We start from the raw sequence: 26,510 nt of genomic DNA, 5'->3' as shown, positions 1-26,510 counted from the left end.
CGATTCCAAAGATGTATGTCAGACCGATTTCCACCCGCTTGTCGCGAGGGAGGTCTACGCCTGCTATCCGTGCCACACTTGTTTCTCCACTATACTTTGCTCTCGATTTTGAATCGATGGCTCGATGAAAAGGTTTGGTTTGGAACTAGCGCAACTCGCCCAATCCTTACTCTCATCAGATCCCAGTCGATCGTCATAGGTACCGATAACTAACTAGCAACTTGGACTAGTTATCTTAACCTTGACGTTGTTTATGTTTGGGGTTGGCACAAATTACCATCACCCTGCCACGTCTACGAATGACGCGACACTTTTCACAAATCTTTTTGACAGACGCTCGAACTTTCATGTCAATTTGGTCAACACTGCAAGCTTAATATTATAACATTTTTCAACTAATTGTCACCTGCGATCGCATGACAATTTAACTGGAGACGATCTGCCAGATGGAATCCGCCCTGAATTTGGTTCTCAAATCTCCGCAGATAATTACTTCTTATTCCGCAGTCTGTATGTGATGCGCCCTTTACTAAGGTCGTAAGGAGTGAGTTCGCATTTGACGCGATCGCCAGGAAGAATTTTAATATAGTTGCGACGAATTTTACCGGAGATATGGGCTAAGACATTAAACCCATTATCTAGATCGACTCGAAACATGGCATTAGGCAAGGATTCTGTCACCGTGCCTTCCATTTCAATCAAATCTTGTTTAGACAATTAATATTTACCTCAATTAGGATAGTGGACAGTGGGTATTGAATAGTTCTATTTTAACAGGGGCAAGGAGTGGTTGTGTTTTCGATCGGATCTAAAGCCGAGAATGAATTGTGAGTGGCGAAGATCTACCCACAAATCTCTAATTAACCAGAGCTTCTAAATGGTGAGTAACTTCTGCCAATTCGCGATCGCCGTCAACGCTGCGTAAAACGCCCTTGTGCTGGTAGTAATCGAGGAGGGGGGCTGTTTGCTCGTCATACACCACCAACCGCCTGCGAATCACATCCTCGGTGTCATCAGGGCGATTTTGAATCTTGGCACGTTCTAGTAATCTCAGCACCAATCGATCTTGAGGTACGCCTAGATCGATCGCTAAATCATAATTTTGACCGATTTCGGTGAGTAATCGATCGAGAAATTCTGCCTGAGCGACATTGCGGGGAAATCCGTCTAAAATCCAGCCTGCATTGACGGCATCATCTTGACTCAGCCGTGCCCGAATCATATCTAAAATTAGTGAATCGGGGACTAGTTCGCCCTTATTCATATAAGATTGGGCTTGGATGCCAAGCTCTGTCTGCTCCTTGACTTGAGCGCGGAGAATATCCCCAGTCGAGATGTGTGGGATACCGCAGGATGCAGCTAAAATTTGGGCTTGGGTACCTTTACCCGCGCCAGGAGCACCGAGAAAGATCGGTCTAGTCATAATTTAGGTGTTAGGTCTTAGGCTTTAGGTGTTAGGCAATGACAGCAGGAATTAGGATGATAGATTCAAAGGCTGTCAATTTACAACATTCTCATCCCTAAAGCCTAATCCCTAAAGCCTAAAGCCTAATCCTTACTGTTAATCATCCCTTCATAACGCTGAGAGATTACCAAGGTTTGAATCTGTTTAGCAGTATCGATCGCCACACTAACTAAAATCAAGATCGAAGTTGCACCAAATCCTTTAAAAATTGCGCCGACATTCAGCGCGCTTTCAATGGCTGTCGGGACAGTAGCAACGATGCCTAAAAAGATCGCACCCAGTAAAGTCAGGCGAGAGAGAATCCCTTCAATATACTTACTAGTAGCAACTCCAGGGCGAACGCCGGGGATACTCGCACCCATTTTCTTGAGGTTTTGAGCCATATCAACTGGGTTCACTACTAGCGAACTGTAGAAATAGCTAAAAAACACGATTAAGACAACGTAGAATGCCACATAACCGGGCGTTCCGGGCAGTAAGAAAGTAACTATTTTACTAATGACTTGACTGACTGGGCTGTTGGGATCGCCTTTACCCGCAAAAGAGGCTAAAGCACTAGGTAAAACTAATACCGAAGATGCAAAAATAATTGGCATTACGCCACCCTGATTGAGGCGGAGCGGCAAGTAGCTGGTACGTTCGCGTTGGATTCTCCGTCCGACTTGACGACGAGCCGAAATAATCGGAATGCGACGGGTACCTTCTTGCACGAATACGATCCCGACTGTCATTACTAAGAAAACTGCCAGTAACGAAACCGTCCGGGTGAGAATCGAGCTATCGCCACTTTGTGCCAGACTGAAGGCATCCCCAAAGGTTTTGGGAAGTACGGCAACAATGTTCAAGAAAATTAAGAGCGAAGCACCGTTACCAATGCCACGTTCGGTAATCAGTTCTGAAATCCACATCACAAACATCGAGCCAGCAGTCAGAGCCATTACCGTGCTGACTATAAAGAAAATTCCTTGATGTCCGGGGAGTGCGTAACGTTGGAGCCACAGTGCGAGTCCGATACTCTGGGCGACACCCCAGCCGAAAGCCACATAGCGAGTAATTTGAGAAATCTTCCGCCGTCCAGCTTCACCTTCTTCTTTTTGGAGTTTTTCCAAAGAGGGCAGGGCGGTTGTTAATAACTGAATGATAATCGAAGCATTAATGTAAGGGGTAATTCCCAATGCAAAAATCCCGACGGTGGATAATGCACCCCCAGAAAAGATATCTAAAAAGCCAATTACCGAGCTGTTTTTGATATCGTTGGCGAAAGAGAGTCGATCGATCCCCGGCACGGGAATAAACGTACCCAACCGCGCTAAAATCAGCAAGCCGAGGGTGACCAAAATTCGACCTCTCAAGCCAGCGGCTTGAGCCATCTGCACAAATGTCTCTTGGGCAGATGGGGCTTTTTCTCTACTAGCGTCCATCTAAAATTACCTCTAAAAGTTTAGTTAATGTGAAGTCTGAAATATAAAGAACTGTTACCATTATGCATTTAAGTATACAATTCTCTTGCTAATTATGGCGATTTTATACTAAGAATCCAGCACCGCCAATTTAATTTTAAAGGCAATGCTGGAGTCAATCTAGCTTATTGTTGGCGAAAATCGGCAAGCATCTTAAATAACTTCGCAACTACCACCAGCAGCTTCGATCTTCGTTCTCGCACCAGTGGTGAACGCAGCCGCTTTACAAGTAAGTGCAACTGTGAGTTCGCCGTCACCCAATAGCTTCAATGGGCCGTCGTTAGTAGTAACGATTCCGGCTGCCATTAAGGTTTGGAGGGTTACTTCGCTATTCGCGGGGAGTACGGATAGTTTGCTAACGTTAATAACTGTATATTCCTTCTGGTTAATCAGCGGGAAGTGTTTTAATTTGGGCAACCGCCGATAAAGCGGCATTTGACCACCTTCAAATCCAGGGCGAGTGGGGCTACCAGAACGGGATTTTTGACCCCGCATTCCGAAACCGCCACTGGCACCTTGTCCGGCTGCAATACCACGACCGACGCGGCGTTTGCGGTGTTTAGAACCCGCTTTGGGTTTTAGATCGATTAATCTCATGTTAGTAATTAGGGAATAGGGGATAGGGGATAGGGGATAGGGAGTTGGATGAATTAAAATTCACGATCTCATATTCCTTTTATCCCCTAATCCTTCGTTTAAAGTAAGAACAGCTTTACCAGCGTAGGATTTTAGGCGATCGAGGTTAGTAGTCAAGAGGTCGTAAACTAATTTACTATCCCCTATTCCCTATCCCCTATCCCCTCGTAAATTATGCAAATAAGTCAGCGACAGTTAAGCCGCGATCTTCGGCAACTTGATTGAAGCTGCGGAGGGTTTTGAGCGCGTTGACTGCGGCGCGGGCGTTATTGAGTGGGTTGCCCGAACCGAGTTGTTTGGCGAGGATATTTTTGACTCCAGCGAGTTCTAATACCGTGCGAACTGCACCACCAGCAATTACTCCGGTACCGGGAGCTGCTGGGCGCATCATTACATTAGCACCACCGCCACCACCGACGATCGGATGAGGAATGGTATTAGATTTGGTTAAAGGAATGGTAATTAAGTGTTTTTTACCATCGGCTACGCCTTTACGGACTGCACCGATGACATCACTGGCTTTACCAACACCAACACCAACTTCGCCTTTTTCGTTACCAATTACGACGATAGCGCGGAAGCTGAGTTTTTTACCACCCTTAACTACCTTGCTCACCCGGCGGATTTGAATCACCCGCTCTTGATAGGTAATTTCCTTTTCTTCTTTTTTGCCTCTGCCGCCGCCTTTACCACCACCGCCGCCTTTACCGCCGCTACCGCCGCCGCGACGATCTCCGCCACCGCTACCGCCACCGCGTCGATCCTGTTGTTCTTGTGCCATAATCTGATATTTGGATGAGTTACGATTAGAAATTCAAGCCAGCTTCACGCGCAGCTTCAGCTAGAGCTTGGACGCGACCATGATATAGATTACCACCACGATCGAATACTACTAGTTCGATTCCTTTTGCTTTAGCACGCTCGGCGAGTAATTTACCGACTTCGGTGGCTGCGGCAATATTACCACCACTGCTCAATTTTGATTTGAGTTCGGGTTCGAGACTCGAAGCGGCAACTAAAGTGTGTTGCTCGGTATCGTCAATTACCTGAGCGTAGATGTGTTGCAGCGATCTGAATACTGCCAACCGGGGGCGAGCAGTCGAGCCTTTGACATCCTTCCGCACGCGACGATGGCGGCGTTGAACGGATTCTTTACGAGTTAGTTTCATGTTATATTCTATTTCTTCCCAGATTTACCAGCTTTACGGCGGACGACTTCACCTTCGTAGCGAATACCCTTACCTTTATAAACTTCTGGTGGGCGTACGTCGCGGATTTTGGCAGCAGTGTTGCCGACTAATTCTTTGTCGATACCACTAATAGTTACACTAGTGTTTTTTTCTTTAGGAACTTCGATCGTAATTCCCGCTGGTGGATTAATTTTGACGGGCAAACTGTAGCCGACGTTGAGAGTCAGGACGTTGCTATCGACCGCAGCCCGATAACCGACCCCTTGGATTTCCAATTTCTTTTGGAAGCCAGTGGAAACACCTTCGACCATGTTGGCAACTAGCGTCCGACACAATCCATGTCGTTGACGAGCGGGGCGAGAATCGTTAACCCGGTTGACCATCACCATTTCGCCTTCCATGACGACGACGACTTCAGCGGGAAGCACACGCGAGAGTTCGCCTTTTGGCCCTTTGACTACTACCGATTGACCATCAATACTGATGGTGACTTTGGCAGGTAAAGGAATTGGACGTTTACCAATTCTAGACATAATTAATATTTACTCCTTGTCAATGAAATCGCGATGCTAAAGTGCAGGTCGCGGTGTGAATATTTGAGCCAGGGGAGTAGGATTTAGTACATATAAAGTGACTAATTCAGGAAAAATCGCAATGAGATTTCTACTTACTGACTGCTAGATGAGAGTTACCAGATATAGCACAGGACTTCGCCGCCCACGCCTTGCTTGCGGGCTTCGCGATCGGTCATAATTCCACTAGAGGTGGAAATAACGGCAATCCCGATGCCACCCAAAACTTTAGGTAAGTCTTTATGGTTGGAATAAACGCGCAGTCCGGGCTTACTTACGCGTTTGAGCGCGGTAATAATTGGCTGGCGATTTTTGCCTTTGTATCTGAGCGTCAGGACTAATTTTTTTTCAATCCCTTCACCAACTTCTTCATACTCACCGACATAGCCTTCCTGTCTGAGGACAGTGGCAATGCTCCGAGTCATTTTAGTTGCTGGCAGATTGGTGGTTTGATGTTTGACGATGCTCGCATTCCGAATGCGAGTCAGCATGTCTGAGATGGTATCGTGTGCCGCCATTGGTTCTTTAGGGTGATTTGTGGTGTTAGCGATTAACTTGCGCGGAAGGGCATTCCCATTTCTTTGAGGAGGGCGCGTCCGGCTTCATCGTTATCGGCTGTAGTAATAATCGAAATATCCATCCCGCGAATTTGGTCGATTTGGTCGTACTCGATTTCGGGGAAAATCAGTTGTTCGCGAATCCCGATACTATAGTTACCGCGACCGTCAAAGCTTTTGGGGCTGATTCCTCTAAAGTCCCGAATCCGGGGTAGGGTCAGGTTGATAAACCTGTCGAGGAAGGCATACATCCGATCGCCCCGCAAGGTTACCATCACGCCGACAGGCATACCAGCACGGATTTTAAAACCCGCGATCGCTTTTTTAGCACGGGTAACGACTGGCTTTTGTCCGGTAATTTTGGCGATTTCCGCGATCGAAGATTCTAGCGCCTTAGCATTAGTCGCTGCTTCGCCCAATCCTCGATTGACAGTAATTTTAATTACTTTAGGCACTTGGAGCTTATTGGTATAACCAAATTGCTCCATCAGCTTGGGGGTAATTTGCTCTTGATACTTAGTTTTGAGTTGTTGTGCCACGATCTTAATTTATATGAGTTCCTGGGCTTGGTCAGGAAGAAAGCCAACGGTCATCGGTCTAGTAATGCAGATATCTTAATCGAGCTGTAACTAGTCGATAATCTCACCAGTCTTTTTCAACATCCGGACTTTTTTACCTTCAGCGTTGATGGTATAACCGATCCGACTAGCTACATTTTGCTTGGTCGAGTAGACCATTACTTTCGAGCTATGAATCGGTGATTCTGAGGTATCGATCCGACCGGATTCGCCTTCTTGAGCTGGTTTGACGTGCTTAGTGCGAATACTTACGCCTTTAACGATTACCTTGCTCAGTTCGGGGAAAGATTTGAGGACTTCACCGATTTTGCCTTTGTCGCTGCCAGAGATAATTTGTACGGTGTCGCCCTTTTTGACGTGCATCCGATGTTTTACTTTAGGTTTTTGTCTTGCCATTTTTTAGAGTACCTCTGGAGCCAGGGAAACGATTTTGGTGAAGCTTTTATCGCGAAGTTCGCGAGCGACAGGGCCGAAAACGCGAGTACCTCTGGGGTTGCCTTCAGCATTGACGAGAACGGCAGCATTGTCGTCGAACCGAATACTCATGCCACTATCGCGGCGCATAGTATGTCTGGTGCGGACGATGACCGCGCGGACTACTTCGGATTTTTTGACTGCCATGTTAGGGGTGGCATCTTTGACAACAGCGATAATGGTATCGCCGACACCGCCGTAGGTACGGTTACCCGCACCAAGGACGCGAATGCACATAATTTTACGGGCACCGCTATTGTCCGCAACGGTTAAATAACTTTCTTGTTGAATCATTTTGGTATAGGAGGGGAGCGATTCGCGCTCGTCGGGTTTCCCGACGGTTTAGCGAATCAAGACGGGGGAGCGGGGAGCGGGGAGAGCGGGGAGATTGTCTAGATATTTACGATTAGTTACTAGTTGTAAAACTATTTACTATTCACTATCCACTATCCACTCCGTACTCCACCACTCGCTAGGCTTTAGTACTAAGTATTTCCGCGAGCGTCCAGCGTTTGGTGCGGCTGAGGGGACGGGTTTCTGAAATCCTTACTCGGTCGCCTTCTTTACACTGATTTTCTTCGTCATGAACTTTGTATTTTTTAGTTCTGACGACGACTTTGCCGTATTTGGAGTGGGCGGAGCGGTTTTCGATCGAGACCACTGCCGTTTTTTGCATTTTGGTGCTGACAACGATGCCAACTCTTTCTTTTGCTGCCATTATGTGTTATTTACCTGTGGCTGAATGATGTGGACTATTAAACCTTAGCGGTTTTACGTTGGTGTTCCACGGTCAATAACTGCGCTAGTTTGTGGCGGTTATGTTTGAATTCGTGGGTTTTTTCTAACCGACGGGTAGCTTGTCTGAGGCGGAGGTCAAACAGATTGCGTTTGACAGCTACGATCTGAGCTGCTAGTTCTTCGTCGGTTAGGCTTATTACTTCGGCAATTTTGGGCAGAGCCATAACCTTAATCAGTTTCGTCTTCTAAATGAGCTTTGATAATGAATTTGACCTTAATTGGTAGCTTGTGCATCGCTAGACGCATCGACTCGCGGGCGATGTCTTCAGGAACGCCACCAATTTCAAATAAAATCCGACCGGGTTTGACTACTGCTACCCAATATTCAGGCGAACCTTTACCAGAACCCATCCGGGTTTCTGCTGGGCGCATAGTTACTGGTTTATCGGGGAAAATCCGAATCCAGATTTTACCACCCCGCTTGAGATAGCGGTTCATGGCTCGCCGACAGGCTTCAATCTGACGGGAGGTAATCCAGGATGGTTCGATCGCTTGAAGTCCAAATTGACCGAAGGCGATTTCATTTCCTCTGGTAGCCATACCAGTCATGCGTCCGCGTTGTTGTTTGCGGAATTTCGTTCTTCTAGGGCTTAACATTTTTCAATTCCTATCCTTCATCAGAGCGGTCATCAAACTGCTGACGGCGACGTTGTTGTTGGTTCTGCCGACGTTTGGGTTGAGCAGCAGTAGCTACTTCAAGATTTTCCTGTCCGGGGATAATTTCGCCCTTAAAGACCCAAACTTTAACACCGATGATGCCATAAGTGGTGTCTGCGGTTTTGGAAGCGTAATCGATATCGGCACGGAGGGTATGTAGGGGTACGCTACCTTCACGAGCTTGCTCTGTCCGGGCGATTTCCGCCCCGTTGAGCCGTCCGCCAACCTGGATTTTGATTCCCTTGACTTCGGCGCGTTGTGCCCGTTGAATCGCCTGACGGACGACGCGACGGAAGGATACGCGGCGAGAAAGTTGTTGGGCGATGAATTCCGCAATCAGCGCGGCATCGGCATCGACTTTAGCGATTTCGATGACGTTAATCCGAATTTGACGATCGGTACCCAATTTCTTGAGTAGAGCTTGGCGAATTACTTCGATGCCGCTACCTTGACGACCGACGACTACACCAGGGCGAGCCGTATGGATTTCGAGTTCGATTTGATCGGCTTTACGCTCGATCCGCACTTTAGAAATACCCGCAGTTTCAAGAGTTTTATCTTTCTCGATGTGCTGACGGATAATGTAGTCTTCTTTGAGAACTTCGGAATATTTTCGAGTATCTGCATACCACCGCGAACGGTGTTCTTGCGTGATACCGAGTCTAAAACCGATCGGATGAATCTTCTGTCCCATGTTATTTCTTTATATGCTCCCTAGTTCGTTTCCGCCACTGCCACGGTGATGTGACATGTCGGTTTGCGGATTTTATAAGCGCGACCTTGCGCTCTGGGGCGGAAGCGTTTGAGTGCAGGGCCACCATCGGCAAAGGCAGTCGAAACTACCAGCTTGGCTGGATTCATCCCATTGTTATGCTCGGCATTAGCTACAGCAGATCGCAAGACTTTGATAATCTCTTCACACGCCTTGTAGGGCATGAATTCAAGAATAATCAAGGCTTCGCGGTAAGAACGTCCCCGAATCTGGTCTAGTACGCGGCGCACTTTGAAGGGAGACATGCGAATATACTTCGCAACTGCTTTAATTTCTGTTTTGTTATCGATCGCCATAATTTTTCCTCTAGCATCCAGAGTCTAAAATTCAAAGTTAATTTGAATTATCTACCGGATTTTTTGTCTCCCTTTGAGTGGGAACGATAGTTCCGTGTCGGTGCGAATTCACCGAGTTTATGTCCGACCATTTGATCGGAAACAAAGACGGGAACGTGTTGGCGACCGTTGTGGACTGCGATCGTGTGTCCGACCATTTGCGGCAAGATCGTGGAAGCCCGCGACCAAGTTTTGATGACATCTTTACGACCAGATGCATTCATTTTTTCGACCTTTGTCATCAGATGATCTGCGACGAATGGCCCTTTTTTGAGAGAACGACCCATAATTTAGTTAAAAGTTAAAAGTGGAAAGTTGAAAGTGGGGGAGTGGCTGGTGAATAGTGGATAGTGAATAGTAGTTAGTTCGCTTTCAACTTTCAACTTTCCACTCTCCACTCTCCTAGTTCTGACGACCGCCTTTACCGCGCTTGGAAGATTTACGACGGCGGCGGATGATGAGTTCGCTGCTGGCTTTGTTCTTCTTCCGAGTTTTGTAGCCCAGAGTTGGTTTACCCCAAGGCGTAACTGGGCCGCTGCGACCGATTGGCGCGCGCCCTTCACCACCACCATGTGGGTGATCGCAAGGGTTCATGACGCTACCTCTGACTTTCGGGCGACGACCTTTCCAGCGGTTGCGTCCGGCTTTACCCGCATTGGTGTTCCGCGCTTCAGTGTTGCCAACTTGACCGATGGTCGCGTAGCATTCTTTCCGCACCATCCGGACTTCACCAGAAGGCATTTTCAGGGTCACATAGTCGCCTTCTTTAGCTACTAGTTGAGCCGCAGCACCAGCCGAACGGGCGATTTGGGCACCTTTGCCAGCAGTGAGTTCGACACTATGAACGGTCGTACCCAAGGGGATATTAATTAGTGGTAGAGCATTCCCAATTTCAAAAGGAGACTCTGGGCCAGTAATAATTTCCATACCAACAGTTAAGCCGACTGGATGGAGAATGTAACGCTTTTCACCATCTTTGTAAAACAGCAGGGCGATCCGTGCATTCCGGTTGGGATCGTATTCGACTGTAGCTACTTTGGCAGGAATATTGATTTTATCCTGACGGCGGAAATCGATAATCCGATAGAGACGTTTGTGACCGCCACCGCGACGGCGGCTGGTAATGACACCGCGATTGTTGCGCCCTTTAGCGCGGTGCTTGTAGTGAACCAGTGATTTTTCCGGCGTACTCGTGGTAATTTCAGCAAAGTCTGAGATTACGGTTTCGCGAGTACTGGGCGTATATGGCCGATAAGAACGGGTACCCATGATTTAGAGGTTAGGTATTAGGTATTAGGTATTAGGGGGAGACACAGGAGAGGGGGAACACAAGCTCAAAGCTACTGAATGTTTACTCCAAACTCTGAACTCCCAACTACTTAAACTTCGGGGAACAGAACGATTTCTTGACCCTCGACGATGGTGACGACGGCGCGTTTGTATTTGGGCTTGGCTCCGAGGAACTTACCGACGCGACGAGTTTTGCGGGGTAGATTTTGAGTACTGATCCCTTTAACTTTCACATCAAATAAAGATTCGATCGCGGCTTTAATTTGGGGCTTGGTCGCTTGGGGGACGACATCAAAAATATATTGATTGCGTTCCATTGCAATGGTGGCTTTTTCGGTGACGATGACGCTCCGAATTAGATCTGGTAAATCGCGTTCCTCAACTCTAATCGTCATTGTAAACCTCCTGGATTTTAGCGATCGCTTCAGCCGTAGCTACGATCTGGTCTGCATTCAGGAGGTCGAAAACGTTGAGTCCCGATGCAGAAATCATTTTGACATTGCCAATATTGCGAATCGACAGCAGCGTATTGTCTTCGACTTCTGCCACGATAATCAATACTTTACTATCAACTTCTACGCCCCATCGAGTCATCGCTTGGACGAACTCTTTGGTTTTGGGTTGAGCTAAATTAGTTGCAAAATCTTGAACGACGATCGTATCTTCGATCCGACTCATTACCGCAGTCCGCAGAGCCAATCGCCGCTCTTTACGGTTCATTTTCATGTTGTAATCTTTGGGTTTCGGTCCAAAAATTACCCCACCACCCCGCCATAGTGGCGAGCGAATCGAACCCGCCCGCGCGCGTCCGGTACCTTTTTGTTTCCAAGGTTTCCGTCCACCACCGCGTACTTCTGCACGAGTCTTCGCACAAGCGGTACCCTGACGGGCGTTATTTGTCTGCCGAATCAATGCTCTATGCACGATGTGAACGGCATTTTCTTCTTTAGCGACGGCGAGTTCGATGGTGGCGGAGCCAGCTTCGTTCCCTTGCCAGTCGCGGACGACGCAATTAGCCATAATTAATGTTTATCTCCCGATCCTACTTACTTAGATTACTTACCTACTTTGACTTCAGGCACAATCCGAAGTAGTGCGCCGGGTTTGCCAGGAACCGAACCTTCAATTAACAAGACGTTCCGCTCGACATCGATTTGCACGACGACTAGTTTCTTGATCGTGATTCGTTTGCCACCCAAACGTCCAGCCATTTTCTTACCTGGATAGACACGTCCGGGAGTGGTACCCGCACCAGTCGAACCGGGTTCGCGGTGATTTTTAGAACCGTGGGACATCGGCCCTCTGGCGAAGTTCCAACGTTTTTGCCAACCTGCAAAACCTTTACCGATACTGTTGCCAGTTACGTCGATAATTTGACCGACAGTAAAGATGTCTGGTTTAATTTCTTGACCGAGCGTCCAAGCATCGGTGCTATCGACCCGAAATTCTTGTAAGTGACGCAGTGGCGGAGCCTCGGATTTTTTGAGGTGTCCGAGTTCTGGTCGATTGAGTGCTTTTTCTTTGACTTCATCAAAACCCAGTTGGATGGAACTATAGCCATCGGTGGCTTGAGTTTTGATTTGGGTAATGGTGCATGGGCCTGCTTGAACGACGGTGACAGGGATTGCTCTACCTGTCTCTTTGTCGAAAATTTGGGTCATGCCGAGCTTGGTGCCGAGGATACCGATAGACACGGTTTAATACTTTTCCTTAAATTTGAAACATCAGGATGTGATGGACATCCACCGGCAGGCGCGTCCATCTGTGGGTTTGACTTAATTTACCAATCCAGTTAGCTTTAGCAGTAACGATTTCTGTGTTATCGCAGATCGTTACTGCGGCGGCAGCGATAAGTTTTCACTCGAAGCGCAATTTTAGAAGATCGGGTACCAATTGAGAATCGCTGTTATTGCTGGGAAGACTGGAACAGGTTGCTGCCTAGTATCTATCTCAGCCGATTCACTAGAGTCTCAGCTCGACGAGCTGGAAGTTTTAGACCACAATCTATAAGTCTACACTAGGAGATCGCCGTTGTCTATATATTTATTAATAGTTTTGAGGTAGGCAATGATGCCATCGTCACTATGATGAGATTGAGATCGATCGACCGCACCAATTTCAGTAGTACCCAATTTCAAAAATATGACATCACAGTTAGTGTTTAATTTAGCTAGTGGTTCTGTCTCCTGCGGCTTTACGCCTACGGCAGCTAAAGAATTACAAGCCAAGCTTCAAGAGATCGTCAACGCGCTCAAAGCCAAGACAGCCAACACTCCTGGCACGGTTGTCAAAGCCAAACCCACTCCCGCCATCGAATATCAATATACAGGCGATGTGTTTTTGGAAATATACTGCAATCCCAATATCTGGGCGAGTGTGTTCGTTGCCAAAATATCGATTACCTTGCGCGACGATCGGATTCGACTTAGTAGTGAAGCAGAATTGACGCGAATTATTGAAGATGTCGATCGATTTGTCTCACAGTTCGACTAACAACCGATTTTTACATAAATGCCGAAATTATGTAGCTCTTGGCTCAATGGCCCAGAGCGATCTTGTCCGAATCTCCGAGCGGTCGCATGTTAATGTTAAATCTAATACAAACGAGCAAAAATTGGATCGAAAACACCAAAATAGGTCATGATATAGTATCTGCAAATTTTAGTGCTTAACCCCCAATAATAGTATGAACATTAAAGCGATCGCCAGGATGAGCTGGTGCGGACTTATTTGTATCTGGTTATACCCACATCAATCATTCGCCCAAGTGCAGACTAAAGCTACCAAAACTAGTCCCGTTACTTATGAAGACGATCGGGTTAAAATCGTGGTTCAAGAGTGCAATCGCAAGCAGCAAGATCTGGTTTGTAGAGCAGTCTTAACTAGCAAGAGCAACGATCGCACTATCGATATCAATGGCGATAATATTAAGCTCGTCGATTTTGAAGGTAACGAATATTACCCGACAAGTTTGCGGTTTGCCAATCGATCGAGTGAAAACAACGCAATTAGAGCCGAATTGATTGAAAATGTTCCGGTGAGAGCAAGCTTTATTTTTACGAAAATACCTAGTAATCTAACGCAGATTGCCTTGCTCCAAATTCCACTCAGCGGGGGCATTAATACTACAGCTAAATTTCGGAACTTCAGTCCGGTCGTCGTCGCGCCGATCGTGGCCAAGCCGATTAAAACTCCGTTGCCGATAATTGCCTTATCAGATATAGTGACCGAGGTTAATACAGATCCTAATTTAGTTTGTCCCGATCGGACTAAAATTCTGTACCGAGCTATATCTAGAAGTTATTCAATGTATATTTGTGGGACTAAAAATCCGACTCATTATGTGGGACTTTCTAAAGATGGCTCACAAGGAATTACTCTGAGACTGCGCTATTACGATCGGACGCAATTTTCAGCAGATAATGGTGAAACTAATTATACGATCGCGGCTAATCGATTGACTATTCGCAAAGATAATAAGATCCTCCATCAAGAAAAGATTCAGGTTTTACAAGCCTTACCGGGAACGGTCGCAACTGAAGAGATAACTTCTAAAAGTAAGCAAAAAAGAAATGTTACTTCAAAAACTAGCGATACTAACCAGAACCGTAGTGCTACCGGACAACCTACTTCTAAGCCCAGAGCGAACCCCGATCGCTAAAAATGTTTCGATTTGTATTTTTTTAGAATCTAAATAGATGCAGACCAACTAATTGTGGATAGACTACCGATCTCTGTGTCAAATTTAGACATTAATCAAGCTCAATCTCAGTATAATCTTCTAAAGGTTGGCACAAATTCTAAATCGACTCAGTATTTTTACGTGGATTGACTAGACGATCGAAAGTCGATCGAATATAGTAATATTGAGGTCAAAATCTAAATGTTTGTATGAAAGAGGCGCAAAATTCTACTCAACAGTTACCATCGTTACCACCCGATCGTAACGTTGGCAACCCCAGTCAGCTAGCAATTTTGTATGACTCAATTCTCTCACCCAGAGACAAAGCCAACGACAAACATTCAGAAACCGAAGCACTGTACGCACATTCTTTGAGTATTTGCGAACGGCAATTTGGTGCCAACCACATTCATACCGCCCAAAACCTAAATAATTTGGCAGTTCTGTATGAATCAATGGGTAAATATACTGATGCGGAATCTTTATATGCGCGCACTTTATCGATTCGGGAAGAGCATTTGGGAGCCACTCATCCCTTTACCGTGCAAAGCTTAAATAATCTCGGTCTCTTATACGAATCGATGGGTCGCTATACGGATGCAGAACCATTTTATACTCGATCGTTGACCATTAGAGAAGATCGCTTAGGCGACACTCATCTCCAGACCGCACAGAGTTTATACAGCTTGGCGCAATTATATGCCGCGATGGGTCGCTATACCGAAGCCGAACCTTTATACATTCGCTCTCATGAAATTTGTCAGCGGGAACTAGGTGACAATCGCACCGATACGGCACAAAGCTTGAGTCATCTAGCAAGTCTCTACCTAGCAATGGGTAGATATCCAGAAGCCGAGCCTTTATATATTCGCGCTCATGCCATCTATGAATCGCAATTAGGCTCCAATCATCCCGAAACTGCTAGCTGTTTGCAAGATTTGGCAGGATTATACTTAGAAATGGGAAGAGATGAAGATGCCGAATCTCTATATATTCGCGCTCTGAAAATCTACGAACAACAAACAGGTGTCAACCACATCGATACGGTGGCTAGTCTTAATAATTTAGCTAATTTGTATGCCATATTAGAGCGATATCAAGATGCCGAAGCTCTATATCTGCGCGCTCTAAACATTTGCGGGCAACAATTAGGTGTCGATAATTTAGGTACGATTCCCAGTCTGAACAATTTAGCAGATTTATATAAATCGATTCAACGCTATGAAGAAGCCCAGCCGCTGTACGCACGCGCGCTAGAAATCTGCGAACGACAGTTGGGCGCACAGCACGCTCATACCGCTCACAGCCTGGGGCATTTGGGTAACCTGTACTACGAGATGGGCGAATTTGCCCAGGCTCAATCCTATCTAACGCGGGCATTAAATATTGCCGAACGGCAACTAGGGACAGAGCATCCTCATACCGCTCAAGTACTCAACAATTTAGCAAGTTTACATTATCGAACCGAAAATTATCCCGAAGCCGAGCCGCTATACGCAAGAGCACTAGGCATTTACGAGCGACAATTAGGGCAAGAGCATCCGCATACAGCCCAAGGGCTAAACAATTTAGCAGTATTGTATTATAAAACTGGAAATTACAGTGCTGCCGAGCCACTATACGTTCGATCGTTAGACATCAGACAGCGGCAATTAGGTACCAATCATCCCCATACCGCTCAAAGCTTGAACAACCTGGCGAGCTTATATTATAAGACGGGTCAGTATAGCAAAGCAGAAGTACTCTATACTCAATCTTTAGCAATTAGAGAACAGCAATTAGGTGGGGAGCATCTTCAGATCGCCACTAGCCTGAATAATTTAGCATTCGTGTACCAATCGATGCAACGATACACCGAGGCAGAACAACTTTACACCCGCTCATTGACAATTAGAGCGCAACATTTAGGCACAGATCACCCTAAAACTCAAAAAGTGCAGCTAGATTTTCTTGACTTTCTACAGCAAGTCGTGAATACTGGACAAGTCGATCGACTCTCTGATTCACCGCTAACTCAAGCTCTGCTCCAAAAAATGCGTGCATAAACGAGTAAATCGTCACAAACCAACGCAATTGTGTTGATTTGGATATCAAAAAGCTATAAAATTTTGCAAAATCAGCTCGATCGAGGGCTGGGAGAAGAGTACTAATGTGATATGATTTTGGGCAACAGGACACAAACGCTACATTGTTTACGCAAACCTCATCCGATCGCTTGCTACCTTTCAAATCGATCGGTACTTGCACTCAAAATTTAGATAATATCGAGCGAGACCCTATTTTAGACAACTAGCTTGTTAAGAAATAGTTAATATTGCCGATCGACCGACCAACACTAAACCCCTTGGGGATAGTGTATGGTAATTTACCGGAGTGGGCTTTGACGATCTTTTAGATCTCAGTCTCTCCCCCGCAACCTTCAGTTCACTGCCGTAAATTTCAGCGAAGGAGGCCGAAGTGCAGAATAAGTGTGTCAAAAATCGGAGTAGATCTAAACGACGGAGTATTTATTGCCCCATTCATCACTGTCATCTAGACAGTGTGAGTAAAAAATATTATTTGTTTGCCGACCGACCGGAACAGCTTGAGGCGAGAGGTATGGATAGCTTATCTGCCCGCATGTCGATCGAATTTCACACTACAATCTCGATTACTGGTGAATGGCTAGAGTCTTTTTGGTGCGATTGCTGTCAAGCTACTAAATGGTATTACGTATGTAAAACTGGCGATCGGACTTACGAACTATCGTTAGCTCCAGATGAACTCTGGCAGCGGGTGACTGGTGTAGTTCACCCAAATGGAAACCCTTCTGTGGGCGAGTTTACGCGCCGTGAAGCTCGTGTAAATTATTACCAAGGAGTTAAGGCTTTTAGCACCATTCGGTAGTTGAATGAGAACTAGCTTGAATTTAAGTTGTTTGTATATAAATATACCAGTTATTTATCTATTTAAGCTACCGTCTTTTTGCGGATTTAGATCGCCACAAATCGATCGACTCAGCAATTTAGGGCATCCTAAAACCTAAGAGCGCAAACTAGCAATCGCATTTTCGATCGTTATTACAGATTTTTCAATTAATTATGGATTCAGCCGATCGAGTAATATTAGTAACGGGTGGGGCTGGATATATCGGTGCTCATGCCGTTAAAGCCCTAGAAGCAAAAGGTTTTCAAGTCATTATCTTAGATAACCTCGTCTACGGGCACCGCGATCCTGTTGAGACCCACCTCAAAGCTAAATTAGTAGTCGGCGATATTAGCGATCGATCTTTTCTGGATAAACTATTTACCGATAACAAGATTGATGCAGTCATGCATTTCGCCGCATTCGCCTACGTGGGCGAATCAGTCACCGATCCGGCTAAATATTATCAAAACAATGTCGTCGGTACCCTGACGCTGCTCGATGCGATGCGCCAGCACGGGATCGATAACTTTATATTTTCCTCTACCTGCGCGACCTACGGCAACCCACAGTACATTCCCATTACCGAAGAGCATCCCCAGCAACCAATTAATCCCTATGGTGCGGGCAAGTTTGCCGTCGAGCGGATCTTACAAGACTACGATCCGGCTTATGGACTAAAATCGGTCATTTTCCGCTACTTTAACGCCGCTGGAGCCGATCCCGATGGCATGTTTGGGGAAGATCACAATCCCGAAACTCACTTAATTCCCCTAATCTTACAAGCCGCAGCGGGCAAACGCCCCGCGATCTCCGTCTTTGGCGACGATTACGAGACTCCCGATGGAACTTGCATTCGAGATTATATCCACGTTACCGATCTCGCTCAAGCTCACGTCTTAGGGCTAGAATATTTATTACAAAACCGCGTCAGCCAAATCTTCAACCTCGGTAACGGTAGCGGCTTCTCGGTTAAAGAAGTCATCGACACCGCCAAGCAAGTAACGGGCAAAGAAATCGCGATCGAACAATGCCCCAGACGAGCAGGCGACCCCGCCATCCTGATCGGGAGTAGTGCTAAAGCCCGTGAAATGTTAGGTTGGGCACCCCAATATGCAGACTTGACAACGATCGTCAAACATGCATGGGTTTGGCACCAAGTACGACATTTTAGTTAATGTGATTCCCCGTACACAAGACACCTTCGCTGACGGGTTTCGACTTCGCTCAACCCTCGGTTTGTCAGTTGATTGAGCGAAGTCGTTGGCGTAGCCTGCCATTGGTTGTGCCTACGGCTGCGGTATATTTATTCTGGGAAATTACCTAAGTACAGATCTGAAATTGATAAAGGAAATGAAAAGAGCGATCGTTTGTGGTGTTTCCGGTCAAGATGGAGCTTATCTAGCTCAATTGTTGCTCGATCGCGGCTATATTGTCTGTGGTACTTCGCGAGACGCGCAGATGTCTAGTTTTCGCAACCTTAAATCTTTGGGTATTGCCGATCGAGTCCAGCTAGAATCGATGTCTCTGACCGATTTTCGGAGTGTCTTGCAGGTGCTGACAAAGTTTCAACCAGATGAAGTCTATAACTTAGCAGGTCAAACTTCAGTTAGCTTATCCTTCGGGCAGCCAGTAGAAACGCTCGAAAGTATTGCGACAGGCACCCTCAACTTACTAGAAGCCGTTCGCTTTTTAGGTGCTGGCATTAAACTATATAATGCTGGTTCCAGCGAGTGCTTCGGGGACACTGGCGGCACTGCCGCCGATGAAGAAACACCCTTCCGACCCCGAAGTCCTTATGCAGTCGCCAAAGCCGCCGCTTTTTGGGAAGTAGCTAATTATCGAGAAGCTTACGGGTTATTCGCCTGCTCTGGAATTTTATTCAATCACGAATCGCCCCTACGTCCAGAACGATTTGTAACTCAAAAAATTGTCGCCGCAGCGTGTCGGATTGCTAGCGGTAGCAAAGAGACGCTGAGTTTGGGGAATATGCACATTCAGCGGGATTGGGGCTGGGCACCAGAGTATGTCGAAGCCATGCATTTGATGTTGCAACAAGACCAACCAAGCGATTATGTAATTGCCACCGGGGAAAGTTTCCGCTTAGAAGATTTTGTCGCCGCCGCTTTTGCCGCAGTAAATTTAGATTGGCGCGAACATGTCGCGATCGACAATAGTTTATTAAGACCGACAGATTTGGCAGTAGGTAGGGGCAATCCACACAAAGCCCAAGAAATTCTGGGCTGGAAGGCTAAATATAAAATGACTGATGTCGTCCGGATGATGAGTGCTGCTAAAGTTTAATCGTTGGCGGAGCCTCTCCTTTGGAGAATCGATCTGAATTATTATTAAAAAGCATATTTATGAGTGTCAAAAGTACAGGTGCTAATCCAGAATTAATTATTGAAGCTGGACGAGCCGAGCGACAGTATTGGCAAGATATCTGGCGGTACCGAGAATTATTTTACTTTTTGGCATGGCGGGATATTTTGGTACGCTATAAGCAAACTGCGATCGGGATTGCGTGGGCGTTGATTCGACCGTTTATTACAATGGTGGTATTTACAGTTGTATTTGGCAATTTAGCCAAATTACCATCCGAAGGTGTGCCTTACCCGATTCTAGTATTCTCGGCGATGCTACCTTGGCAGTTTTTTGCTAATGCTTTATCTGAGTGTAGTAATAGTTTGATTGGAAATGCTAATTTAATCTCTAAAGTCTACTTTCCACGATTGATCGTGCCAGTAAGTGCGATCGTTGTAAGTTTTGTAGATTTTATGATTTCTGGAATCATTTTATTAGGATTGATTGCTTGGTATAATTACGTTCCTAGTTGGCGAATATTAATGTTACCCGTGTTTATTGCGATCGCATTTGCAGCTTCGATCGGAGCTGGTTTATTGTTTGCATCTCTCAATGTTAAATACCGCGATTTTCGGTTTATCGTGCCATTCATCACCCAGATTGGACTGTATATTTCGCCAGTCGGATTTAGTAGTAGTATCGTCCCCGAACAGTACCGATTGCTTTATTCCCTCAATCCGATGGTCGGCGTAATCGATGGATTTCGCTGGTCGATCTTAGGTGGAGACGCAAAACTGTATTTACCAGGATTAGCGTTATCATTAGGGCTAATACTTATACTTCTAATCGTCGGAATTATCTATTTCCGAAAAATGGAGCGGACATTTGCCGATGTAATTTAAGTTTGGCAATTGGAGATATTAATCGAAAGCTGGAATAATAATTTATGTCTGACACCGTAATCAGGGTCGAAAATCTAAGTAAGAAATATATTCTCGGACATCAAAAACAGGAAAGCTATACAACTTTACGAGATTCCATCGCTAGCAGTGCAAAAAGTTTATTAAACCCATTCCAAAGAAAGTCGCAAATTTCAGATAGTAATTCTGAAGAATTTTGGGCACTCAATAATGTCTCATTTGAGATCGAACAAGGAGATCGAGTTGGGATTATTGGTGGAAATGGTGCAGGTAAGTCAACATTGCTAAAGATTCTGAGTCGAATTGTCGAGCCAACTCAGGGTAAAATCCGGATGGCGGGACGAGTAGCAAGTTTGTTAGAAGTAGGAACTGGATTTCATCCAGAATTGACTGGTAGAGAAAATATTTTTCTAAATGGTGCAATTCTAGGTATGGATCGTGTCGAAATTACTCGGAAATTTGATGAAATTGTTGCCTTTGCTGAAGTTGAAAGGTTTTTAGATACTCCAGTCAAACGGTATTCGAGTGGGATGTATGTTCGATTGGCATTTGCAGTAGCCGCACACCTGGAACCAGAAATTTTGATCGTAGATGAAGTATTAGCTGTAGGTGATGCTCAATTCCAAAAGAAGTGCTTAGGAAAAATGGAAGATGTCTCGAAGGAAGGCAAGACAATCATCTTTGTTAGTCATCAAATGTCTACAATCGAGCAGTTATGTCATAGAGTTATTTGGCTAAATAAGGGGCAGATCGTTCATCAAGGTGATGCATCTCAAATACTTTCAAAGTACTTGACGCAATCATCTTCAGATCGACCAATAGTATGTCTCGAACAACCAATCGAAAGAAAAGAAATTTTATTTACCAAAATAACTTTATTAAACAACCTAAATGAAGCATCGACAGAGCTAGATGTAAAATCTCCATTCACTATCAATTTAAATTACGAAGTTGTAGAAGCAATCACAGAGGTAGAAATATCGATACGGATTAAAACAAGTGAAGGCACTTCAGTATTTACAACAGTCTATTCTGATGCATCTGACAAACAAAAAATGGACAAAACTCCAGGTCTTTATCAGGCTAGCGTTCAAATACCAGAACTATTTCTCATGCCTGGCAGCTATACTATCAGCTTTGCTGCATTCCAGTTCAAACGGGTTTTTCGACTAATTAGTCGATATGATGACATGATTCGATTCAGAGTTTGTGAGACAGGTACAAAAATAGCAAAATACAACGATCATCGAAATATTGGTGTGATTTTAGTTGAACTTCCTTGGCAGGAAGAAAAGATTTACAATTAAAATATATGATTTTTTTAGGTAATAAATATGAATTGTAAGATTTGCAACTCTCTGTCAAAGTCAGTCTTTAAAAAGAAGATACTGGCAAAGTATGATGTTACATTTTTTAAATGTTCGAGTTGTGGTTTTTTGCAAACGGAAGCTCCTTATTGGCTTGAAGAAGCATATAAACTCCCTTTCACACCTCTAGACGTAACTATAATCTCACGTCCGACTATGCTGAGTCAGGTAACGGAAGATCTAATCGTTAAACATTTTAATTTTAAGAAAAAGTTTTTGGACTACGGTGGCGGGGTTGGCGTGTTGACTCGGATGATGAGAGATCGAGGACTAGACTTTTATCGGCAAGATAAATACGCTCAAAATCTGTTCGCTCAATATTTCGATATTTCTGATTTAACCAATGAAGAAAAAGAATTTGAGTTAATAACTTGTTTTGAAGTATTAGAGCATTTACCAGATCCCATGAAAGAGATTAGTGAGATATTTTCACTAGGTGACAATGTTCTTTTTTCGACGATGCTGCAACCATCTGAGTCGGTAGAAAATCTTGAATCTTGGTTCTATATTTTCGAGATCTGCGGGCAACACATATCTTTTTACACAGAAGAATCAATGAAGATAATTGCCGAAAGGTTTAATTGTTACTACTACCCGATGTGTGACGGTTTTCTGCATTTTTTCACACCCAATAAAATTGAAGAAATTGACTTAGCAAAAGCACCAGTCCAGATTCCTAAACTATCTTGGAAAATTAAAAACAAAATGGTGAGATCGATCGATAAAGCTTATCGCGTTCTCTTTGAAAAAGAGGTGCCAGAGGCTCCTTATCCACTAGCTTCTTTAGCGGAAAGAGATAGTAATTGGATTTTAGAGCGGCTCGACCAATAGTATCCATACTCAATTTTGAGTAGAAATGCACGATTTATAGATGCATGACCAAATATATTTTGGTTGGTAACAACGAGAGATAGTAATGAAAAATTTAAAAATTCTTGTAATAAATCATGCCATTCCTAAGCCTGATTGTAATGCTGGTGATAAAAGACTATTCGAGATTTTAAAGATATTCGCACAGCATCACACAGTCGATATTTGGATCGAATCAGAAGACAAAACACTTGCGGATCTCGATCGACAGAGATATGAAAATCTATTGGCGGATATCAACGTAACAAGGTTAACCGATAAATTAGGTGTCAAGGGAATATTAGCAAAATCTTATTACCATATCATCTTTTTCGAGTTTTATTGGATGGCAGGAGAATATGTAGTTTCTGCCTGTAGAAAATATCAACCCCATGCCAAAATTATTATTGATTCTGTCGATTTACACTTTGCTAGAGAATCATTGGCACTCAATCTAGGTCTGATTGCAAAGGAACAAGTCGAAGAGACAAAGAAGAAAGAATTAAATGCTTATGCAAGTGTCGATCTAGTTATCGCGGCATCAGAGCTAGATCGTCAACTTCTTCAAGAAGAAGACAAAAACCTGAAAATATTTGTCATTCCTATTATTGCGGCTATTCAAAAACAATCGATCGGCGATTCAACAGAGCTTATTTTTATTGGTGGGTTCAAGTGGTCTCCAAATATTGATGGCATTGTGTGGTTTGTGGAGCATATCTGGTCGGAGATCGAAGACTGTTTGCCAGATACAACTCTAACGATCGTTGGCAGTAATCCGACCCCAGAAATTCTCGAACTTGGTAAAAAACCAGGAATTAATGTTGTCGGGTACGTTCCCGATACAACTCCTTATCTTCAACGAGCTGCTATATCAATTGCGCCGCTTAGGTTTGGTGCAGGTATGAAAGGGAAGGTAGTTGAAGCAATGTCTTTAGGGCTTCCAGTTGTCACGACATCTGTGGGCGCGCAAGGACTAAAAGCTAATTCAGGCGAACATTTATTAATTGCCGATCTTCCTCAAGAATTCTCAACGGCTGTTATCGATCTATTAAAAGATTCTGCATATCGCGCCCAAATTGGGCTAGCGGGACAAAGCCATGCTAAAAAGCTCTTCTCTCCAGAGGCAGTCGAGATAGAAATTCAGAATATGATGAGTTCTCTATTTTCAGGTAACTTCAGAAAATTTCTCACGATCCCTTGGTTCGCAAATATAGTTAAACTTCGTGCTATCGATATATTTATCGACACGTTAAGAGCGACTGGTCTGATAAAAATAGTCAAAAGCTTGCGCGGGCTAAAGACGGTAGATCGTATTTAATTCTAAATGCTATCGATCGAACTATCTTTAGATAATTTAACAATTATGAGAAGTCGTTATCTGTCCTAATAAGCACCTAAACTATCATCTATTTTTATGACCTCAAACCCAGACATGAAAGCGATAGCATTTTACCTACCCCAATATCATCCCATTCCAGAAAATGATAAATGGTGGGGTAAAGGCTTTACGGAATGGACTAATGTTGCCAAAGCAAAACCTTTGTTTTCAGGACATTATCAACCACATCTGCCAGCCGATTTAGGCTTTTACGATCTCCGACTCCCAGAAGTTCGTCAAGCTCAAGCCGATCTTGCCAGAGCGCATGGAATAAGTGGTTTTTGTTATTACCACTACTGGTTTACAGGTAAGCGACTACTAGAACGACCTTTTAATGAAGTGCTCGCATCAGGGAAGCCAGACTTTCCTTTTTGTTTGTGTTGGGCAAATGAAACTTGGTCGCGGCGATGGTTGGGAGAAGAAAAAGATATCCTCAAACAACAAAGTTATTCCCCCACTGACGATCTCGCTCACGTTCGCGCGCTCCTGCCCGCTTTTGCAGACGATCGATACATCAAGATTAAAGGTAGACCTTTATTCTTAGTTTACAGACCACTAGATCTACCCGATCCGATGAAAACGGTAGACATTTTTAAAAATGAATGTATCAAAAATGGCTTGCCCGAACCATACTTAATGGGAGTAGACTCACACTGTCCTGGGTTTAATTTCCAAGACATTGGGTTTGATAGCACTTTGTTCTTTCAACCAAAACTTGGTGCAGTTCCAGACTTTATGAATGATAATCGCACCATCGCCAAATTAGCGAGAAATATCAAACTAGGAATTACGAGTTCGATACTGAAAGTATATGACTCTGTTGAATCGCGACAATTGATGCTAGGGCAATTGATTGAAGCTGCCCAGCTCGGTTTTCCATCCCATCCCTGCGTTTTTGTATCTTGGGACAATACACCCAGACGTGGCAAAAATGCGATCGTTTTAGTCAATTCATCTCCAGAAATATTTGAAGCTGCTTTGGCAGAAGTAGTTAGCTCCTTAATCGAAAAACCCCAGGACGAAAGGATCTTATTTATCAATGCCTGGAATGAATGGGCCGAAGGTAATCATCTCGAACCCGATCTTAAATATGGCACCCAATATCTGGAGGCAGTGCGGCGGGTGCTGTTAAAACCATCGCGGGAGGTCGTTAAATGCTAGCCAATCATTCCTTGCTTAAAGCGATCGCCTTCTATTTACCGCAATATCACCCGATTCCAGAAAACGACGAATGGTGGGGAAAGGGATTTACCGAGTGGACTAATGTTAGTAGAGCCAAGCCCCTCTTTCCCGATCACTATCAGCCCCATCAGCCTGCCGATTTGGGCTTTTACGATCTGCGACTACCCGAAGCTAGGCAAGCGCAAGCTGATTTAGCAACAGCTTATGGGATTCATGGGTTTTGTTATTACCATTACTGGTTTACAGGCAAGCGACTATTAGAGCGACCTTTTAACGATGTACTAGCTTCTAAAGAGCCAGATTTTCCATTTTGTTTGTGTTGGGCAAACGAAAATTGGACTCGTCGTTGGGATGGACTCGATCGTGAGATTTTAGCAGAACAGATTTATAGTGAAGATGACGATCGACGGCACATGCAATATCTGGCGCAAGCTTTTCAAGATCCGCGCTATATTCGGATCGATGGCAAGCCGCTATTTTTGGTTTATAAAGCCAGTCAAATTCCAGATCCGATCGCCACTGCGGCAACATGGCGAGATGAAGCTCATAAATTGGGTGTGGGTGATATTTATCTGGTAAAAGTTGAAAGCGGTGGCGAGAGGGAACGTAGCAATCCTCTCGATATCGGTTTCGATGCTGCGGTTGAGTTTCAACCAGATTGGGTACAGTTGGGACACCCGCTGCAAAGTGCGAGAAGATTGTGGCGGATCGCGAGATCGCTCAAACTGGCGGAACCTGCTTATGGCAATAACGCCATCTACGATTATGCAACGATCGTCGATCGGATGCTAGCAAAGCCATCAGTGTCGTATCCTCGGTTTTCTTGTGTTACTCCAGCTTGGGATAATAGTGCCCGCCGCAGAGAAGGTGGTGCCGCAATTTTCCATAATTCCACGCCCGAACTGTACGAAACCTGGTTGACTGCTGTGGTGCAGAAAGAGACAAGCGATCCGAATAGTAATGGCATTATATTTATTAATGCCTGGAACGAGTGGGCAGAAGGCAATCATCTGGAACCTTGCCAAAAATGGGGACATGCCTATTTAGAAGCAACTCAAAGATCTCTAAAAAAGGCATACTTGCATAAATAATCTAGACTCTCGATCGGCTGAGATTGGGCAATATTATTAAATTTCATAC

The 26,510-nt window shown here is 44.8% G+C and carries 35 protein-coding genes and 1 pseudogene; 12 read left to right on the top strand and 24 right to left on the bottom strand.

Annotation, left to right across the window (positions count from 1 at the left end; all coding sequences use genetic code 11):
- The 24 genes and pseudogenes from RMO79_RS19070 to RMO79_RS18955 form a co-directional block, all read right to left on the bottom strand.
- Positions 1 to 76: pseudogene (locus RMO79_RS19070) on the bottom strand (30S ribosomal protein S13); the annotation flags it as partial.
- Positions 77 to 235: 159 nt separating this feature from the next.
- Positions 236 to 349, bottom strand: a complete 114-nt coding sequence (rpmJ, locus tag RMO79_RS19065; protein ID WP_015161734.1) for a 50S ribosomal protein L36 — start codon at positions 347 to 349, stop codon at positions 236 to 238.
- A 140-nt stretch (positions 350 to 489) separates the two neighbouring features.
- A complete protein-coding gene (gene infA, locus RMO79_RS19060) occupies positions 490 to 717 on the bottom strand; it encodes a translation initiation factor IF-1 (protein ID WP_295616782.1) in 228 nt (75 codons plus the stop codon).
- A gap of 139 nt (positions 718 to 856) precedes the next feature.
- The gene (locus tag RMO79_RS19055; RefSeq protein WP_310484821.1) at positions 857 to 1,423 is read right to left on the bottom strand and encodes an adenylate kinase; all 567 of its coding nucleotides are present in this window, start codon (positions 1,421 to 1,423) and stop codon (positions 857 to 859) included.
- A gap of 125 nt (positions 1,424 to 1,548) precedes the next feature.
- A complete protein-coding gene (gene secY / locus RMO79_RS19050) occupies positions 1,549 to 2,886 on the bottom strand; it encodes a preprotein translocase subunit SecY (protein ID WP_310484819.1) in 1,338 nt (445 codons plus the stop codon).
- A gap of 192 nt (positions 2,887 to 3,078) precedes the next feature.
- On the bottom strand, positions 3,079 to 3,522 hold the full coding sequence (gene rplO / locus RMO79_RS19045; RefSeq protein ID WP_310484818.1) for a 50S ribosomal protein L15: 444 nt from the start codon (positions 3,520 to 3,522) through the stop codon (positions 3,079 to 3,081).
- A gap of 211 nt (positions 3,523 to 3,733) precedes the next feature.
- Entirely contained in the window at positions 3,734 to 4,342 is a 609-nt protein-coding gene (rpsE, locus tag RMO79_RS19040; protein WP_310484817.1) for a 30S ribosomal protein S5, read from the bottom strand.
- A 25-nt stretch (positions 4,343 to 4,367) separates the two neighbouring features.
- Positions 4,368 to 4,730: a 50S ribosomal protein L18 gene (gene rplR / locus RMO79_RS19035; RefSeq protein WP_310484816.1), complete on the bottom strand. Its 363-nt coding sequence runs from the start codon at positions 4,728 to 4,730 to the stop codon at positions 4,368 to 4,370.
- A gap of 8 nt (positions 4,731 to 4,738) precedes the next feature.
- Positions 4,739 to 5,284 (bottom strand): 50S ribosomal protein L6, encoded by a 546-nt coding sequence (gene rplF / locus RMO79_RS19030; protein WP_310484815.1) that lies wholly within the window; start codon positions 5,282 to 5,284, stop codon positions 4,739 to 4,741.
- A 155-nt stretch (positions 5,285 to 5,439) separates the two neighbouring features.
- Positions 5,440 to 5,841 carry a 30S ribosomal protein S8 gene (gene rpsH / locus RMO79_RS19025; RefSeq protein WP_310484814.1) on the bottom strand — a complete coding sequence of 134 codons (402 nt, stop codon included), beginning with the start codon at positions 5,839 to 5,841 and terminating at the stop codon, positions 5,440 to 5,442.
- Positions 5,842 to 5,873: 32 nt separating this feature from the next.
- A complete protein-coding gene (gene rplE / locus RMO79_RS19020) occupies positions 5,874 to 6,419 on the bottom strand; it encodes a 50S ribosomal protein L5 (RefSeq protein WP_310484813.1) in 546 nt (181 codons plus the stop codon).
- Between the two features lie 90 nt (positions 6,420 to 6,509).
- Positions 6,510 to 6,854: a 50S ribosomal protein L24 gene (rplX, locus tag RMO79_RS19015; RefSeq protein ID WP_310484812.1), complete on the bottom strand. Its 345-nt coding sequence runs from the start codon at positions 6,852 to 6,854 to the stop codon at positions 6,510 to 6,512.
- Between the two features lie 3 nt (positions 6,855 to 6,857).
- Positions 6,858 to 7,226: a 50S ribosomal protein L14 gene (rplN, locus tag RMO79_RS19010; protein WP_309744702.1), complete on the bottom strand. Its 369-nt coding sequence runs from the start codon at positions 7,224 to 7,226 to the stop codon at positions 6,858 to 6,860.
- A gap of 178 nt (positions 7,227 to 7,404) precedes the next feature.
- Entirely contained in the window at positions 7,405 to 7,650 is a 246-nt protein-coding gene (gene rpsQ / locus RMO79_RS19005) for a 30S ribosomal protein S17 (protein WP_310484811.1), read from the bottom strand.
- A gap of 37 nt (positions 7,651 to 7,687) precedes the next feature.
- Positions 7,688 to 7,894, bottom strand: coding sequence for a 50S ribosomal protein L29 (rpmC, locus tag RMO79_RS19000; RefSeq protein ID WP_310484810.1), 207 nt, complete (start codon positions 7,892 to 7,894; stop codon positions 7,688 to 7,690).
- 4 nt (positions 7,895 to 7,898) lie between these two features.
- Positions 7,899 to 8,327, bottom strand: coding sequence for a 50S ribosomal protein L16 (gene rplP / locus RMO79_RS18995; protein WP_310484809.1), 429 nt, complete (start codon positions 8,325 to 8,327; stop codon positions 7,899 to 7,901).
- A gap of 10 nt (positions 8,328 to 8,337) precedes the next feature.
- Positions 8,338 to 9,081 carry a 30S ribosomal protein S3 gene (rpsC, locus tag RMO79_RS18990; protein WP_310484808.1) on the bottom strand — a complete coding sequence of 248 codons (744 nt, stop codon included), beginning with the start codon at positions 9,079 to 9,081 and terminating at the stop codon, positions 8,338 to 8,340.
- A 20-nt stretch (positions 9,082 to 9,101) separates the two neighbouring features.
- Positions 9,102 to 9,455 carry a 50S ribosomal protein L22 gene (gene rplV / locus RMO79_RS18985; protein ID WP_295613123.1) on the bottom strand — a complete coding sequence of 118 codons (354 nt, stop codon included), beginning with the start codon at positions 9,453 to 9,455 and terminating at the stop codon, positions 9,102 to 9,104.
- Between the two features lie 47 nt (positions 9,456 to 9,502).
- Positions 9,503 to 9,781, bottom strand: a complete 279-nt coding sequence (gene rpsS / locus RMO79_RS18980) for a 30S ribosomal protein S19 (protein ID WP_015161717.1) — start codon at positions 9,779 to 9,781, stop codon at positions 9,503 to 9,505.
- A 115-nt stretch (positions 9,782 to 9,896) separates the two neighbouring features.
- Positions 9,897 to 10,763, bottom strand: a complete 867-nt coding sequence (gene rplB / locus RMO79_RS18975; RefSeq protein ID WP_310484807.1) for a 50S ribosomal protein L2 — start codon at positions 10,761 to 10,763, stop codon at positions 9,897 to 9,899.
- A gap of 110 nt (positions 10,764 to 10,873) precedes the next feature.
- Positions 10,874 to 11,179 (bottom strand): 50S ribosomal protein L23, encoded by a 306-nt coding sequence (locus RMO79_RS18970; RefSeq protein ID WP_310484806.1) that lies wholly within the window; start codon positions 11,177 to 11,179, stop codon positions 10,874 to 10,876.
- Positions 11,169 to 11,804 (bottom strand): 50S ribosomal protein L4, encoded by a 636-nt coding sequence (rplD, locus tag RMO79_RS18965; protein WP_310484805.1) that lies wholly within the window; start codon positions 11,802 to 11,804, stop codon positions 11,169 to 11,171. The genes RMO79_RS18970 and rplD overlap by 11 nt, the downstream gene beginning before the upstream one ends.
- A gap of 35 nt (positions 11,805 to 11,839) precedes the next feature.
- A complete protein-coding gene (gene rplC / locus RMO79_RS18960) occupies positions 11,840 to 12,478 on the bottom strand; it encodes a 50S ribosomal protein L3 (RefSeq protein ID WP_310484804.1) in 639 nt (212 codons plus the stop codon).
- A gap of 318 nt (positions 12,479 to 12,796) precedes the next feature.
- Positions 12,797 to 12,922 (bottom strand): hypothetical protein, encoded by a 126-nt coding sequence (locus RMO79_RS18955; RefSeq protein ID WP_310484803.1) that lies wholly within the window; start codon positions 12,920 to 12,922, stop codon positions 12,797 to 12,799.
- Positions 12,923 to 12,926: 4 nt separating this feature from the next.
- Here RMO79_RS18955 and RMO79_RS18950 point away from each other — a divergent pair, with 4 nt between their 5' ends.
- From RMO79_RS18950 to RMO79_RS18895, 12 genes are all read left to right on the top strand, one after another.
- Positions 12,927 to 13,277, top strand: a complete 351-nt coding sequence (locus RMO79_RS18950; protein WP_310484802.1) for a hypothetical protein — start codon at positions 12,927 to 12,929, stop codon at positions 13,275 to 13,277.
- A gap of 193 nt (positions 13,278 to 13,470) precedes the next feature.
- On the top strand, positions 13,471 to 14,445 hold the full coding sequence (locus RMO79_RS18945; RefSeq protein ID WP_310484801.1) for a hypothetical protein: 975 nt from the start codon (positions 13,471 to 13,473) through the stop codon (positions 14,443 to 14,445).
- 230 nt (positions 14,446 to 14,675) lie between these two features.
- Entirely contained in the window at positions 14,676 to 16,511 is a 1,836-nt protein-coding gene (locus RMO79_RS18940; RefSeq protein ID WP_310484800.1) for a tetratricopeptide repeat protein, read from the top strand.
- 496 nt (positions 16,512 to 17,007) lie between these two features.
- The gene (locus RMO79_RS18935; protein WP_310484799.1) at positions 17,008 to 17,352 is read left to right on the top strand and encodes a hypothetical protein; all 345 of its coding nucleotides are present in this window, start codon (positions 17,008 to 17,010) and stop codon (positions 17,350 to 17,352) included.
- A 194-nt stretch (positions 17,353 to 17,546) separates the two neighbouring features.
- Positions 17,547 to 18,548: a UDP-glucose 4-epimerase GalE gene (gene galE / locus RMO79_RS18930; RefSeq protein ID WP_310484798.1), complete on the top strand. Its 1,002-nt coding sequence runs from the start codon at positions 17,547 to 17,549 to the stop codon at positions 18,546 to 18,548.
- A gap of 175 nt (positions 18,549 to 18,723) precedes the next feature.
- On the top strand, positions 18,724 to 19,674 hold the full coding sequence (locus RMO79_RS18925) for a GDP-mannose 4,6-dehydratase (RefSeq protein ID WP_310484797.1): 951 nt from the start codon (positions 18,724 to 18,726) through the stop codon (positions 19,672 to 19,674).
- 59 nt (positions 19,675 to 19,733) lie between these two features.
- Entirely contained in the window at positions 19,734 to 20,576 is an 843-nt protein-coding gene (locus RMO79_RS18920) for an ABC transporter permease (protein WP_310484796.1), read from the top strand.
- Between the two features lie 44 nt (positions 20,577 to 20,620).
- Entirely contained in the window at positions 20,621 to 21,901 is a 1,281-nt protein-coding gene (locus RMO79_RS18915; protein WP_310484795.1) for an ABC transporter ATP-binding protein, read from the top strand.
- Positions 21,902 to 22,117: 216 nt separating this feature from the next.
- Positions 22,118 to 22,792: a class I SAM-dependent methyltransferase gene (locus RMO79_RS18910; RefSeq protein ID WP_310484794.1), complete on the top strand. Its 675-nt coding sequence runs from the start codon at positions 22,118 to 22,120 to the stop codon at positions 22,790 to 22,792.
- An 85-nt stretch (positions 22,793 to 22,877) separates the two neighbouring features.
- Positions 22,878 to 24,128: a glycosyltransferase gene (locus RMO79_RS18905; protein WP_310484792.1), complete on the top strand. Its 1,251-nt coding sequence runs from the start codon at positions 22,878 to 22,880 to the stop codon at positions 24,126 to 24,128.
- Between the two features lie 96 nt (positions 24,129 to 24,224).
- Positions 24,225 to 25,349: a glycoside hydrolase family 99-like domain-containing protein gene (locus RMO79_RS18900; RefSeq protein ID WP_310484791.1), complete on the top strand. Its 1,125-nt coding sequence runs from the start codon at positions 24,225 to 24,227 to the stop codon at positions 25,347 to 25,349.
- Positions 25,343 to 26,461 (top strand): glycoside hydrolase family 99-like domain-containing protein, encoded by a 1,119-nt coding sequence (locus tag RMO79_RS18895; protein ID WP_310484790.1) that lies wholly within the window; start codon positions 25,343 to 25,345, stop codon positions 26,459 to 26,461. The genes RMO79_RS18900 and RMO79_RS18895 overlap by 7 nt, the downstream gene beginning before the upstream one ends.
- Positions 26,462 to 26,510 lie beyond the last annotated feature (49 nt).

The organism is Chamaesiphon sp. VAR_48_metabat_403, assembly GCF_031422475.1.
Classification (GTDB): Bacteria; Cyanobacteriota; Cyanobacteriia; order Cyanobacteriales; family Chamaesiphonaceae; genus Chamaesiphon.
The sequence above is the reverse complement of the archived record's forward strand: the minus strand, read 5'-3'. Positions and strand labels throughout refer to the sequence as shown.